Below are 13,896 nucleotides of genomic sequence, written 5' to 3'. Positions count from 1 at the left end.
GCGGCGCGATGATCGCCGTCTCGGCAAGGCCATGGATGCCCTACGTCGTGATGGCGTCGCCGGGGGCGGGCGGACATCGCGCGGCTCTGACGGTCGCGAGCGCCGCGACGGCGGGGCGGCTGGCCGCGCCGCTCCTACCGGGGCGCGAGGAGATCCTCGACCGAACGCACGCGCTCCTCGTCGATCTGGCAACCGGCAGCCTCACGTCCGCGAGCGCCGGCCTCGTCGACGCCGGGCAGAACACGGCGGCGGTTGCGGTCGGTGACGGCGGCTGGGAGGTGGTCCGCTTCCGGGAGGCGGCGGAGGTCGCACCCTCGCGCTACCGGTTGACGGGCCTCCAGCGCGGCGTCGGCGGGACGGGCGAGGAGGCCGCGCTCGGCGCGAGCGCGGGCGCCGCGTTCGTGCTTCTGGACCGGGCCGTTCGAGGGGTGGACCTTGCGGCAGGCGAGGCAGGCGTTGAGGTCGATTGGCTGACCGTTCCCGCTGGACGGGGTCTGGACGACGGGGCGGTGGACCGCCGGACGGCAGCGCTCGGCCGGCGCGCCCTGCGGCCGCTCTCGCCGGTGCATCTCGGAGGTCGGCTCGGGGCGGACGGTCTCGATCTCGGCTGGATCCGACGCACGAGATCCCCGGACCCGGCCTGGGACGGAATCGACGTGCCGCTCGACGAGGACCGCGAGCGATACCGCGTGACGCTGTCGGACGGTGCAGGACCGGCGTGGGAATTGACGGTCGAAACCGCCGGGCTTCGCGTACCGGCGGCCGATCTCACAAGCCGGTTTGGCGGGCTGCCGGTGCGGCTGGAGGTCGAGGTCGCGCAGATCAGTCAGGTCTACGGCGCCGGCGCTTCGGCGCGGCTGGTGCTTGGCGGCATGTGACGGGTTTCAACGAAAGGAGACGAACATGGACGAGAGCAAGAACTGGTACGAGTCGCGCACGGTCTGGGGCGCGGCGCTGGCGCTCGCGGCATCGCTGGCGGGACTGTTCGGCGTCGAGATCGCAGGGCTTTCGAACGACGAGGCGGTGACGGCGCTGACGGCCGCGGCCAGCGCAATCGGCGCGGCGGTCGCGATCTTCGGGCGCTTCGACGCGCGCAGCCGCATCCGCTGAGGGGACGGGGCGCCCGGCGGACGGGCGCCCCGTTCATTCGACATTCAGACCGCAGTCCCTAGTCTAGCGGACGTCAGACCCTGGATGTGCCATGCTTCGACCCTTCCTCCGCCGTCCCTCCGCATCTTCGCTCATCGGTCTCGTCGCGTTCGCCACGGCGGCCGAAGCGATGCCGGAGCGTTCGACCGAAGGCGGTTCGATCCCGGCGGCGCACGAGCGGTCGGAAGAGCTGTTCGCGCAAGGCGGCGGGTGCTCGGCCGCCGCGGCGCAGGCGGCGGCGCAGACCGGAGGGCAGGTGCTTTCGGTGCGCGCCTCGCAGCAGGGCGACCGGACCGTCTGCGTCGTCACGGTGCTGATTCCGGCGAGCGACGGCAACCGGCCGCGTCGCCAGACGATCACGATCGAGCAGTAAGCCATTCGGCCGAACGGCACGAATTCCGGGACGGGACCTTTCATGCGTATCCTGATCGTCGAAGACGATGCAAACCTGCGGCGGCAGCTGAACGAGGCGCTGACGGGCGCAGGCTATGTCGTGGACCAGGCGTCAGACGGCGAGGACGGGCACTTCCTCGGCGACACCGAAGCCTATGACGCGGTGATTCTCGACGTCGGCCTTCCGAAGATGGACGGCATCAGCGTCCTGGAGCGCTGGCGGCGGGAAGGGCGGGCGATGCCGGTCCTGCTTCTGACGGCGCGCGACCGGTGGAGCGACAAGGTGGCCGGGATCGATGCCGGGGCCGACGACTATGTCGCCAAGCCCTTTCACATGGAGGAGGTGCTGGCGCGAGTGCGGGCGCTGATTCGCCGCGCCGCCGGGCATGCGTCGTCGGAGATCCACTGCGGGCCGCTGCGGCTCGACACCAAGTCCTCGAAGGCGAGCCTCGACGGGACGCCGCTGAAGCTGACGTCGCACGAGTATCGGCTCCTGTCCTACCTGATGCACCACCAGGGCGAGCTCGTGTCGCGCACCGAACTGATCGAGCACATGTACGACCAGGATTTCGATCGCGACTCCAACACGATCGAGGTCTTCATCGGCCGACTTCGCCGCAAGATCGGCGTGGATATGATCGAGACCGTGCGCGGTCTCGGCTATCGCATGCAGCACGGCGGGTGATGGCGGACGAGCCGCAGCCCGAAGCGGAACGGACGGCGGGGGCGCCCGGGCGTCCGCGCTTCACCGAAAGCCTGACGTTTCGGGTCGTCTCGCTGTCGAGCGTCTGGGTGATCGCGGCGTTTCTCGTCGTCGCTGGGCTGATCTCCGGCCTCTACGAGCGGACGGCGCAGTCCGGCTTCGAGGCCGTGGTGCGGGCGCAGCTCTACAACCTCATCAACTCGGTGACGGTGGACGAGACGGGCACGCTGTCCGGCGTGCCCAACCTCGGCGACCTTCGCTACTCGCAGCCTTTGTCCGGCTGGTACTGGGAGGTGATCCCGGCGAGCAACAACACGGAGGGGCGGCTCGCCTCGTTCTCGCTGGGCCCCCGCAAGATCAACTCCCAGCCGACCGAACTCGCGCCCTTCGACATGCAGTACCGGCGCGACTACCGGACCGAAGGGCTCGACGGCGAAACGCTCTATGTCGAGGAGGCCGAGGTCGTCCTCGACCAGGACAACCATGCGGCGCGCTTTCGCGTGATGGGCAATGCAAGCGTCGTCCAATCGGACATCGCGGCCTTCGACCGGAAGATGGCGCTGTATCTCGGCTTTTTCGGGCTCGGCTCCATCGTCATCAACGCGCTTGCCATCCTCTACGGTCTTCGGCCGCTCGCCAGCGTGCGGCAGGCGCTCGGCGACGTGCGCACCGGTCGCTCGGAACGGCTGAAGGGCAGCTTCCCCGCCGAAATTCGTCCCCTCGCCGTCGAGATGAATGCCCTTATCGACAGCAACCGGCGCATCGTGGAGCGCGCCCGCACGCAGGTCGGCAACCTCGCGCATTCGCTGAAGACGCCGGTCGCGGTCCTTCTCAACGAGGCCTCGGCGATCGGCGGCGAGAAGGGACGCATCGTCGGCGAACAGGGCGAGATCATGCGCCGACAGGTGCAACACTATCTCGACCGGGCCCGCGTCGCAGCCACGGATGGCGCCATCGCGCGAGCGCCGGTCGTGCCCGTGCTGGAGCGGCTGTTGAAGGTGATGCGGCGGCTGAACCCGGGGATCGCGTTCGAGGACCACGTCGACGGGGACGCCGCTTCGCTCGTCTTCGCGGGGGAGCAGCAGGATCTCGAGGAGACGATCGGCAACCTTCTGGAGAACGCCGCTAAGTACGGGCGGGGGCGCGTGGTGCTTCGACTGCACCCTGCGGGGGCGGAGAGCTTCGGCATCACCGTCGAGGACGACGGGCCGGGACTGTCGGATGCGGAGATGGCGGAGGCGACCAAGCGCGGTCGTCGCTTCGACGAGCGTGCGACCGGCAGCGGCCTCGGCCTGTCGATCGTCGCTGATACCGTTTTGCAATACCGCGGATCTTTTCGCCTCTCTCGCTCCGAAATCGGAGGATTGCACGCGGAGGTGATCTTGCCTCGCGCATCCGACGCGCCGATGTCCTGACACGACACTTGTTGTGGCAGCATGGGCCGCTCTGGCGGCGAACGGACGCATGTCGAGATTCTGGACCACCTGCTTCGTCGTTGCGGCGCTGCCAATCCTCTCCGGATGCCTGACCAGCGCTCCGCGCGCGGCACCCGAACCCCTGTCCGACCGAGCCGCCGCGCTGCGCGGCAGCATCGCGCCGACCGGCTCCGTCAAGCTCAGCGCGACGGCGGAACAGCGGGCCCTGCAGGCCCAGTATCAGGCGCTTCAGTTCGGCACCGTCGGCCAGCCGATCCCGTGGGAATCCGATGGCTTCCGCGGCGAGATCACGCCGACGCAGCTCTATCGCATCGGCTCGCAGGATTGCCGGGGCTATACGCTCGTCATCACGCGCGGGACCTCGAAGGTTCGGCAAGTCGGGAGCGCCTGTCGCACCGGCACCGACCTTTGGACGCCGGTCGCCTGACGCGCGATGATGCGGTTTTGAATAGGTTTTTCCGGCGCGGCTTGTTAGAGCGGTTCCAAACCGGGGCCGTCTTCTGCCTGTCGGCGGGTGCGTTCCCATGCGAGCGCGCTTCGACGGCTGTCCCCGCCTCCGCGAACGATCGGCCCCTTGCTTGAGGCGAGGGCCATGGAAGCCTCGATGCTGTTCTGGCTTGTCGCCTTCGTCCTTGCCGCCCTGACCACCGCCGCGATCGTCTGGCCGCTCCTGATGCGTCCGGCTCGCGGGTCGGTGGCTCGCGAGGCGTTCGACGAGGAGGTCTATCGGGCTCAGCTCGGCGAGTTGCGCGAGGACGAGACGCGCGGCGTCATCGGTCGGGAGGAGGCGGCTGCCTCGCGCGCCGAGATCGGCCGGCGGCTCCTGCGCGCCCACGAGGCGGCGACCGCCAAGGCTGCCAAGACTCCGCGCGAGCGCTCGGGCGTCGTCGCGGGACTGGCCGTCGCCCTCGTGCTGCCGATCGGGGCTTTTCTCTTCTACGACCGCTGGGGATCGCCCGACATTCCCGACCAGCCGCTCGCGCTTCGCCAACCCGAGCCGCAGGCGCCGAACCTCGTCGCGGCCGTCGCCGAGATCGAGCGCCGGCTGGCGGCTCGGCCGGACGACGCGGAAGGCTGGAGCGTCGTTGCCCCCGTGTATCTCCGGCTCGGTGAGGGGGAGAAGGCGGCCACGGCGTTTCGCAACGTCCTGCGTCTTCGCCCGCCGACGGCGCAGACCGTGGCCGGTCTCGGCGAGGCTCTGGTGCAGGCGGCGGATGGCCGCGTGACCCCGGAGGCGGCGACCGAGTTCCACCGAGCGCTGACCCTCGACGCCAACTGGATTCCTGCAAGGTTCTATCTCGCGCTCGCGCTGTCGCAGGAGGGGCGGTCGGCCGAGGCGGCGGATGCCTGGAGCGAGCTTCTGCGCACCGGCCCTCACGACGGAGCCTGGCGCCCGGTCGCCGAAGCGGCTCTCGCCGACGCAAGGTCGGGCACCGCGTCGCAGCAGGTGCCATCCCAGCCCGGGCCGGCAGCGGCCGACGTCGAGGCGGCGTCGAAGCTCAGCGACGGCGAGCGCTTGGCGATGGTGCAGGGCATGGTGTCGGGGCTGGCGGAGCGTCTGAAAGCCGAACCGAAGGACCCGGAAGGCTGGAAGCGGCTGCTCCGTTCTTATGTCGTGCTCGACCGTCCGGACGACGCACGTGCCGCACTCGGCGAGGTGCGGGCCGTATTTCCGGCTGCTTCGCCGGAGCTTATAGATATCCTGGGCTTCGCACGGGGGCTCGGACTGAACCCGGATCAGACAGTGCCATGACGCGCAAGCAGAAGCGCCTTGCCAGCCTTTTCGGCATTCTCGCCGTGGTCGGAACTGCGGCGGGGCTCGTCCTTTCCGCGCTGTCGGATAGCGTGGCCTTTTTCAACTCGCCGACCGATATCGTGGCGCGCGCGCCCGATGACGGCCAGCGCCTGCGGCTCGGCGGGATCGTCGAGACCGGCACCGTGCATCGCGACGCCTCGCAGCGCGTGACCTTCCGCATCACCGATACCGTCGAGAGCGTGCCGGTGGTCTATGCCGGGCTGCTGCCCGACCTCTTCCGTGAAGGGCAGGGGATCGTGGCGGAGGGGCGACTCGGCAGCGACCGCGTGTTCGTGGCCGATACGGTGCTTGCCAAGCACGACGAGACCTACATGCCGAAGGAGGTCGTCGACGACCTCAAGGCGCGAGGCCTCTGGAAGGACGGGGCGATCGTCTCGGCCAAGGACGGTGCGTCGTCGGGGGCGGGACTTTGATCGTCGAACTCGGGCACTTCGCGCTGGTCCTGGCGCTCGGCACGGCGCTCGTGCAGTCGGTCCTGCCGCTGGTCGGCGCCCGCATCGGCGACGTCAGGCTGATGGACAGCGGGTCGGCGACCTCGGTCACCGGGCTGTCGCTTCTCGCGCTCGCCTTTGGCGCCCTGACCGCGGCCTATGCCACCTCGGACTTCTCGGTCCTCAACGTCGTCGAGAACTCGCATTCCGCCAAGCCGATGATCTACAAGATCACCGGCGTCTGGGGGAACCACGAAGGGTCGATGCTCCTCTGGGTGCTGATCCTGTCGCTGTTCGGCGCGCTGGTTGCCCTCTTCGGCCGGGACCTTCCGCCGAGCCTCAAGGCGACCGTGCTGTCGGTGCAGGGCTGGATCCTGACGGCGTTCCTGCTGTTCATCCTTCTGACGTCGAACCCGTTCACCCGCGTCGTGCCGGCGCCCTTCGAGGGCAACGACCTCAATCCGATCCTTCAGGACATCGGGCTCGCGATCCATCCGCCGCTGCTTTACCTCGGCTATGTCGGCTTCTCGATCGCCTTTTCCTTCGCGGTCGCCGCCCTGATCGAAGGGCGGATCGACGCCGCTTGGGCGCGGTGGGTGCGACCGTGGACGCTGCTCGCCTGGCTGTTCCTGACCGGCGGCATCGCGATGGGTTCCTACTGGGCCTATTACGAGCTCGGCTGGGGCGGCTGGTGGTTCTGGGACCCGGTCGAGAACGCCTCGTTCATGCCTTGGCTATCTGGCACGGCGCTGCTCCATTCGGCTGCCGTCATGGAGAAGCGCTCGGCGCTCAAGGTCTGGACCGTGCTCCTGGCGATCCTGACCTTCTCGCTATCCCTTCTCGGCACCTTCCTGGTCCGCTCCGGCGTGCTGACCTCGGTTCATGCCTTTGCCGTCGACCCGGAGCGCGGGGTGTTCATTCTCGCGATCCTCTGCCTGTTCATCGGCGGATCGCTCGCGCTCTTCGCGTTCCGGGCTTCGGAGCTGGAAAGCGGTGGCCTGTTCGCGCCGATCTCGCGCGAGGGTGCGTTGGTCTTCAACAACCTGTTCCTGACGACCGCCACCGCGACGGTGCTGGTCGGGACGCTCTATCCGTTGTTCCTCGAAGTCTTCACCGGCACCAAGATTTCGGTCGGCGCGCCCTTCTTCGACCTGACATTCGGTCCCTTGATGGTGCCGCTCTTGTTCGCGCTGCCGTTCGGGCCGCTTCTCGCCTGGAAGCGGGCCGATCTCCTCGGCGCGGCGCAGCGGCTCTATGCGGCGGTCGGCGCGGCGCTCGTCGTCATGGTGATCGTGATCGCGGTGAACGAGGGCACGAAAATCCTCGCCTCGCTCGGCATCGGGCTGGCCGTCTGGGTGATGGTCGGAGCGCTCGTCGACCTCGCCGGGCGGGCCGGACTGCCGAAGGCCGGCCTGCGGGTCGCTGCCGCGCGCCTCGCCGGGCTGCCGCGCTCGGCCTTCGGCACGGCGCTGGCCCATTTCGGTGTCGGCGTGACGCTTCTCGGCGTGGTCTGCGTCAGCACGTTCGATACGGAGACCGTGACGGCCATGACGCCGGGACAGGTCGTCGCCGTCGGCGGGTTCGACTTGCGCTACGAGGGGCAGACCTTTCGCGAAGGACCGAACTACCGCGAGGACGTCGGCCACTTCACCCTGCTCGACGGGGGCAACGAGACGGCCGTCATCGAAAGCGCCAAGCGTTTTTATCCCGCGCGGCAGATGCCGACGACGGAGGCCGGCATCCACACGCTCGTCTTCAGCCAGATCTATATCGCGCTCGGCGACGCTGCGGCCAATGCAGGCGCCGTCGTCGTCCGCATCTGGTGGAAGCCGATGGTCACGCTGATCTGGCTGGGCGCCGTGGCGATGGCGATCGGCGGCGCAGTCTCCTTGAGCGATCGGCGACTGCGGGTGGGTGCGCCGGCTCGGCGCCGCGCCGCAAGGCCGGCTTGAGATGACGCTGAGAACGGTTCTTCTGGCAGCGGTCGTCGCCGCAAACGCTCTCGTGGGCACGGCGGCGCTGGCCGTTCAGCCCGACGAGGTTCTTCCGGACTCCCGGCAGGAGCAGCGCGCCCGCGATCTTTCGGCCGGACTGCGCTGCATGGTCTGCCAGAACCAGTCGATCGACGATTCGGATGCGCCGCTCGCCCGCGACCTTCGGCTTCTGGTTCGCGAACGGATCACGAAGGGCGACAGCGACGAGGATGTCGTCGACTATCTCGTCTCGCGCTACGGCGACTTCGTGCTCCTGCGGCCGCGCGTGCGCTGGGACACCGCGCTCCTCTGGGGAACGCCCGTTCTCCTCCTCGCCATCGGGGTCGTCGTCCTCCGCTCGTCCGGTCGGCGGTCAAGCGAGCGACCCGGCACCGCAGGGCTGACGCCGAGCGAGGAGGCCCGTCTGTCGGAGATCACCGGCGAGGGAGCCGGCCCCTCCGAAGGCCGCCGGGCCTAGACCTTACGAAGCTTTCATCCCGACGAAAACTTGCCGTAACGTTCCGACCCCTACCTTCCGACCATCGGATGGACCAGACGGCCCATCCCAGCGGATCGGGAATGGAAACGAGGGTCCTTCGCATGAACAAGAATCCCAACAAGACGACGCGTCGTTTCTCCACGGCGGTTCTGGCGGCGGGCGTCGCGGGCATGGTGCTGGCCGGTGGCGTCGTCACCAGCGTCGTGCCGAGCTTCGCCGAGCCAGTTTCGGTGCAGCCGACGGGCGTCAATCCGGGCTTTGCCGACGTGGTCGAGAAGGTCTCGCCCGCCGTCGTCTCGGTGCGCGTCAAGGAGCAGATCAAGCCGGCGAGCGACGATGGCAGCGATGCCGAATCGCCGTTCGACAACCTGCCGCCGAACCATCCGCTCCGCCGCTTCTTCGAGTTCGGCAACCCTGGCATGCAGGGTTCGCCCGACGGCCGCCAGACGCCGCGCCGCAGCCCGCGTCAGGGCATGGCGCAGGGATCCGGCTTCTTCATTTCGGACGACGGCTACCTCGTCACCAACAACCACGTGGTCGAGGGCGGCAGCGACTATACGGTCGTGCTCAACGACGGCACGGAGCTGAAGGCCGAGCTGATCGGCACCGACTCGCGCACCGACCTCGCGCTTCTCAAGGTCGAGGGCGGCAACCGCAAGTTCACCTACGTGGACTTTGCCGATGATTCGAAGGTGCGCGTCGGCGAGTGGGTCGTCGCGGTCGGCAATCCGTTCGGCCTCGGCGGTTCGGTGACGGCCGGCATTGTCTCGGCCCGTGGCCGCGATATCGGCGCCGGTCCCTACGACGACTTCATCCAGATCGATGCGGCGGTGAACCGCGGCAACTCGGGCGGTCCAGCCTTCAACCTCGAGGGCCAGGTGATCGGTGTCAACACGGCGATCTTCTCGCCGTCCGGCGGCAGCGTCGGCATCGCCTTCGCCATTCCCGCCTCGACGGCCAAGACCGTGATCCAGTCCCTGCGTGAGAACGGCAACGTCCAGCGCGGCTGGCTCGGCGTCCAGATCGCGCCGGTCACGCAGGACATCGCCGAGGCGCTGGGTCTGAATGCGGAGGAGGGGGCGATCGTCACGCTGCCCGACACCGACACCCCGGCCGTCAAGGCGGGCATCCAGACGGGCGACGTCATCACGGCCGTCAACGGGCAGACCGTGAAGGGCCCGCGTGAACTGGCCCGCAAGGTCGCCGAATACCGTCCGGGCACCACGATCGACGTGAAGGTCTGGCGCAACGGCGAGGCCCGCGACATCAAGGTCGAGCTCGGCAACCTGTCCAGCCTCGACGAGGCGTCGAACACCAGCGGCAACCGCAACGTGCCGGTCAACCCGTCCTCGCTGCGCGGCTACGGCCTGACGCTGACGCCCTCCGACCAGGGCGACGGCGTCGTGATCACCGAGGTCGACCCCGACTCCGAGGCCGCCAACCGCGGCGTCTCGGCCGGCGATACGATCGTGGCGGTGAATGGCAGCTCGGTGAAGTCGCAGCGCGAGGTTGAGGACGCCATCAAGAAGGCCTCCACGTCCGGCCGCAAGGCGGCGCTGTTCCAGCTGCGCAGCGGCGACCAGAACCGCTTCGTCGCCCTGCCGATCAGCGGAAGCTGACCCGCGACGGACGGGCAACAAACGGGGGGCGGCGGATGTCGCCCCCTTTCCGCTCGGAGACTTGAAGGATAATGACGATGACGATGTCCGCGCCGTCCCCTAGATCGGATCACATGCGCATCCTCATCATCGAAGACGACCGGGAAGCCGCGTCCTACCTCATCAAGGCCCTGAAGGAGTCGGGACATGTGCCCGACCATGCGGCGGATGGGGAGACGGGTCTGCACATGGCCCTGACGCAGGCCTACGACGTCCTCGTCGTCGACCGGATGCTGCCGCAGCGCGACGGCCTGTCCGTCGTCTCCAGCCTGCGCGAGAAGGGCAACGAGACCCCGATCCTGATCCTGTCCGCGATGGGGCAGGTGGACGACCGGGTCACGGGCCTGCGGGCCGGCGGCGACGATTACCTGCCGAAGCCCTACGCCTTTTCCGAGCTTCTCGCCCGGATCGAGATTCTCGGCCGGCGACGCGGGGCCAAGGACGTCGAGACGGTCTATCGCGTGGGCGATCTCGAACTCGACCGCCTGTCGCACGAGGTTCGTCGCGGCGGCAAGCCGATCACGCTGCAGCCGCGCGAGTTCCGGCTTCTCGAATATCTCATGAAGCATGCTGGTCAGGTTGTGACGCGGACCATGCTGCTCGAGAACGTCTGGGACTACCACTTCGACCCCCAGACCAACGTCATCGACGTCCACATCTCGCGCCTGCGCTCCAAGATCGAGCGCGAGTTCGGCGAGCCGCTCCTCCACACGGTTCGCGGGTCCGGATACATCATCCGCGCAGGGGACTGACGCCCGTTGCGCAGACCGACCATCCTGCGCATCCGTGAGCTGATGCGCGTCACGGCCGTCCGTCTGTCGGCGGTCTACCTCGCCCTCTTCGCGCTGTTTGCCGCCATCCTCCTCGTCTACGTGACGGAGACGGCCTCCTCGATCCTCCAGACGCAGAGCCAGGAGGCGATCGCGGACGAGATCGAAACGCTCGACCGGATCTACCAGAACACCGGTATCTCGGGGATCGTGCGCGCCATCGACCGACGCGCCCGCCAGCCGGGGGCTCCGCTCTATCTCGTCACCGACGGCACCGGCCTGATCCTCGCCGGCAACGTCCAGAGCCTCGAAGCCGGCGTCCTCGACGACGCGGGGTTCAAGACGACGCCGTTCCGTTACGCGCGCTTCACCGAGTCGGAAAAGGACCGCTACCACATGGCGGTCGCCGAGGTCGTGCAACTGCCGAACGGGATGCGGCTTCTAGTCGGCCGCGACCAGACCGACCAGGAACGCATCCGGCTGGTCGTGCGCAACGCCCTGATCCTCGCGCTTCTCCTGATGAGCTTCGGTGCGCTGCTCGCCTGGTTCCTCGTCGGGCGCACCGCTCTTCACCGGCTGGACCGCATGTCGGCGGCCACCGCGCGGATCATGGCGGGCGATCTGACGGAGCGGCTTCCCGTGACCGGGACAGGGGACGAGTTCGACCGCCTGTCGGAAAAGCTGAACGTGCTCCTCGCGCGGATCGCGCTCCTGCAGGAGGGGTTGCGGCAGGTCTCCGACAACATCGCCCACGACCTGAAGACGCCGCTGACGCGCCTTCGCAACCGGGTCGAGGCAGCGCTTGGCGACGAGACGCCCGAGCGCAGCGGCCGGCAGGCGATGGAGGCGGTGCTTGCCGAAGCGGACGGGATGATCCGCACCTTCGACGCCCTCCTGATGATCAGCCGCGTCGAGGCGGGGTCGCATCCGGCTCTGAAAAGCGAGGTCGACCTGTCCTCGATCGTCGCCGATGTGGCCGAACTCTACGAGCCGCTGGCCGAGGACGTCGGCGGTCGACTCGTCGTCGACGCCCCGGAGCCGATCGTCGCGCCGGTCAGCCGTGAACTGATCTCGCAGGCGATCTCCAACCTTCTGGACAACGCGTTGAAATACGGACTGTCCGACCGGCCGCTCGAGATCCGCGTCGCGGTTGCCCGACGCGGCGACGAATGCCTCGTTTCGGTCGCGGACAACGGTCAGGGCATCCCGGCCGACAAGCGCGATCGTGTGCTCGAGCGCTTCTACCGGCTGGACGAGAGCCGCACCAAGCCGGGCTCGGGGCTCGGTCTGTCGCTGGTTCAAGCGATCGCCTCGATCCATGGCGGAACGCTGACGCTTGACGACGCGGCGCCGGGTCTCAAGGTGACGCTGGAGATACCGATGGAAAGGGTGGTCCCGGCGCATGACGGAGTTCGCGGGCCTTGAGTTGCGGATCGGAGGAACGGCCGATCTTCATGCGCTGAGCGAGGCGGAGGCCAGTCGACGCCGCGACGACCTGGCGTCGAGCGCGCGTGCCGCGGATATTGGCCGGCTGGCCGCATGGCTCGAAGGCGATGGCGAAGGCGCAAGCGACCGGCTCCTCGCCGCGCTGTCGCTTTCGCCTCACCTCGCGTCCATCGCCGAACGACGCCCGGACTGGATCGACCAGTTGTTCGACGTCGGGGCCGGCGACCGCATCCGATCGATCATCGATGCACTGGGGCAGGCTATTTCCGAGGGCGCTTCGGAAGCCACGGAGATGACGCGCCTTCGCGAGGCCAAGGCGGAGGCCTCGCTGCTGATCGCGCTCTGCGATCTCTTCGGGGCCGTCGGCCCGGAGACGACCACCGCCGATCTGTCGGACCTCGCCGAGGCGGCGATCCGGCGCGCGCTGCGCTTTGCCCTTGCCGACCTCCACCGCCGCGGACAGCTCGATCTGCCCGATCCGGCGCAACCCGAGACCGGCTGCGGGTTGACGATCCTCGGCATGGGCAAGCTCGGCGGACGCGAGCTGAACTATTCCAGCGACATCGACATCATCCTCTTCTTCGAACCCGAAGCGCCGGCGATCCGCGATCCAGTGGAAAGCGTCGAGATGTTCTCGCGCCTCGGTCGCAAGCTCGTGCGGATGATCGGCGAGCGTACCCGCGACGGCTACGTATTCCGCACCGATCTGCGCCTGCGGCCCGACCCGTCCGCCATGCCGCTGGCGATCCCGATCCCGTCGGCGCTCATCTACTACGAGGGGGCAGGGCGCGACTGGGAGCGGGCGGCTATGATCAAGGCCCGCCCGGTCGCCGGTGATCCGGCCGTCGGAGAGGCGTTTCAGCGCGAGATCGCGCCCTTCGTCTGGCGCCGCTACCTCGATTTCGTCGCCATCGCCGACATTCAGGCGATGAAGGCGAAGATCGACCGGCACCGCGGCTTCGAGGGTGTCGCGACGGCCGGGCACAACGTGAAGCTCGGGCAGGGCGGCATCCGCGAGGTCGAGTTCTTCGCGCAGGCGCAGCAACTGATCGCCGGCGGACGGCTGCCCTCGCTTCGAACGCGCCGCACCGATGAAGCGCTGGCACGGCTGGCGGCAGAGGGCTGGGTGGCGCCCGCGGTCGCGGCCGAGCTGATCGAGGCCTACTGGTTCCTGCGCCGCGTCGAACACGCGATCCAGATGGTGGCGGACGAGCAGAGCCACACCCTCCCGACCGCGTCGGCCGATCTCCTTCGCATCGCGCGCCTCTGCAACTTCGGCGACCTCGACGCCTTCGAGACCGCGCTCCGCGACCGTCTCAAGCGAGTTCAGGCGCGGTTCGCAGCGCTATTCTCCGAAAGGCGTGCCACGCGCGACGACGAGGGCGTGCTCGACGGCCTGCTGGAGGACGGTGCGGACCCTGCCGCTCTCAGGCGCCTCGGCGACCTCGGCTACAACCGGCCGGGCGATATCGGGCGGATCGTCCATCGCTGGGGTTCCGGCCGGTATCGGGCGATGCGCTCGGAGGCGGCGCGCGAGCAGTTCGTCGCCGTCCTGCCGTCGCTGCTCCAGGCCTTCTCGGGCGGCAGCGATCCCGACGCGGCGCTGGCCGCCTTCGACCGCT

At 68.6% G+C, this 13,896-nt stretch carries 12 protein-coding genes and 2 pseudogenes; all 14 read left to right on the top strand.

Going from position 1 to position 13,896, the window contains the following annotated elements; translation table 11 throughout:
- Nucleotides 1–878, top strand: a pseudogene (locus QZ753_RS09565) (hypothetical protein); the annotation flags it as partial.
- Between the two features lie 25 nt (nucleotides 879–903).
- Nucleotides 904–1,110 (top strand): hypothetical protein, encoded by a 207-nt coding sequence (locus QZ753_RS09560; RefSeq protein ID WP_294643151.1) that lies wholly within the window; start codon nucleotides 904–906, stop codon nucleotides 1,108–1,110.
- 91 nt (nucleotides 1,111–1,201) lie between these two features.
- Nucleotides 1,202–1,522 carry a hypothetical protein gene (locus tag QZ753_RS09555; RefSeq protein ID WP_294643149.1) on the top strand — a complete coding sequence of 107 codons (321 nt, stop codon included), beginning with the start codon at nucleotides 1,202–1,204 and terminating at the stop codon, nucleotides 1,520–1,522.
- A gap of 42 nt (nucleotides 1,523–1,564) precedes the next feature.
- Nucleotides 1,565–2,227, top strand: a complete 663-nt coding sequence (locus tag QZ753_RS09550; protein ID WP_090958208.1) for a response regulator transcription factor — start codon at nucleotides 1,565–1,567, stop codon at nucleotides 2,225–2,227.
- Nucleotides 2,227–3,660 carry a HAMP domain-containing sensor histidine kinase gene (locus QZ753_RS09545; RefSeq protein WP_294643147.1) on the top strand — a complete coding sequence of 478 codons (1,434 nt, stop codon included), beginning with the start codon at nucleotides 2,227–2,229 and terminating at the stop codon, nucleotides 3,658–3,660. The genes QZ753_RS09550 and QZ753_RS09545 overlap by 1 nt, the downstream gene beginning before the upstream one ends.
- Before the next feature lie 49 nt (nucleotides 3,661–3,709).
- On the top strand, nucleotides 3,710–4,108 hold the full coding sequence (locus QZ753_RS09540) for a hypothetical protein (RefSeq protein ID WP_294643145.1): 399 nt from the start codon (nucleotides 3,710–3,712) through the stop codon (nucleotides 4,106–4,108).
- Nucleotides 4,109–4,285: 177 nt separating this feature from the next.
- A complete protein-coding gene (ccmI, locus tag QZ753_RS09535; RefSeq protein ID WP_294643143.1) occupies nucleotides 4,286–5,434 on the top strand; it encodes a c-type cytochrome biogenesis protein CcmI in 1,149 nt (382 codons plus the stop codon).
- Complete coding sequence (gene ccmE / locus QZ753_RS09530; RefSeq protein ID WP_294643142.1) at nucleotides 5,431–5,910, top strand: cytochrome c maturation protein CcmE; 480 nt, start codon at nucleotides 5,431–5,433, stop codon at nucleotides 5,908–5,910. The genes ccmI and ccmE overlap by 4 nt, the downstream gene beginning before the upstream one ends.
- On the top strand, nucleotides 5,907–7,880 hold the full coding sequence (locus tag QZ753_RS09525) for a heme lyase CcmF/NrfE family subunit (RefSeq protein ID WP_294643140.1): 1,974 nt from the start codon (nucleotides 5,907–5,909) through the stop codon (nucleotides 7,878–7,880). Before ccmE ends, QZ753_RS09525 begins: the two co-directional genes overlap by 4 nt.
- Nucleotide 7,881: 1 nt before the next feature.
- Nucleotides 7,882–8,379 carry a cytochrome c-type biogenesis protein gene (locus QZ753_RS09520; RefSeq protein WP_294643139.1) on the top strand — a complete coding sequence of 166 codons (498 nt, stop codon included), beginning with the start codon at nucleotides 7,882–7,884 and terminating at the stop codon, nucleotides 8,377–8,379.
- A gap of 122 nt (nucleotides 8,380–8,501) precedes the next feature.
- The gene (locus QZ753_RS09515; protein WP_294643137.1) at nucleotides 8,502–10,019 is read left to right on the top strand and encodes a Do family serine endopeptidase; all 1,518 of its coding nucleotides are present in this window, start codon (nucleotides 8,502–8,504) and stop codon (nucleotides 10,017–10,019) included.
- Nucleotides 10,020–10,090: 71 nt separating this feature from the next.
- Nucleotides 10,091–10,810 carry a response regulator transcription factor gene (locus QZ753_RS09510; RefSeq protein ID WP_294643134.1) on the top strand — a complete coding sequence of 240 codons (720 nt, stop codon included), beginning with the start codon at nucleotides 10,091–10,093 and terminating at the stop codon, nucleotides 10,808–10,810.
- Nucleotides 10,811–10,816: 6 nt separating this feature from the next.
- Nucleotides 10,817–12,253, top strand: a complete 1,437-nt coding sequence (locus QZ753_RS09505) for an ATP-binding protein (RefSeq protein ID WP_367171504.1) — start codon at nucleotides 10,817–10,819, stop codon at nucleotides 12,251–12,253.
- Nucleotides 12,231–13,896 (top strand): annotated as a pseudogene (locus QZ753_RS09500) (bifunctional [glutamine synthetase] adenylyltransferase/[glutamine synthetase]-adenylyl-L-tyrosine phosphorylase); the annotation flags it as partial. The gene QZ753_RS09505 and the pseudogene QZ753_RS09500, both read left to right, overlap by 23 nt.

This window comes from uncultured Aureimonas sp. (assembly GCF_913775355.1).
GTDB lineage: Bacteria > Pseudomonadota > Alphaproteobacteria > Rhizobiales > Rhizobiaceae > Aureimonas.
This window is presented reverse-complemented; position numbering and strand designations above follow the sequence as displayed.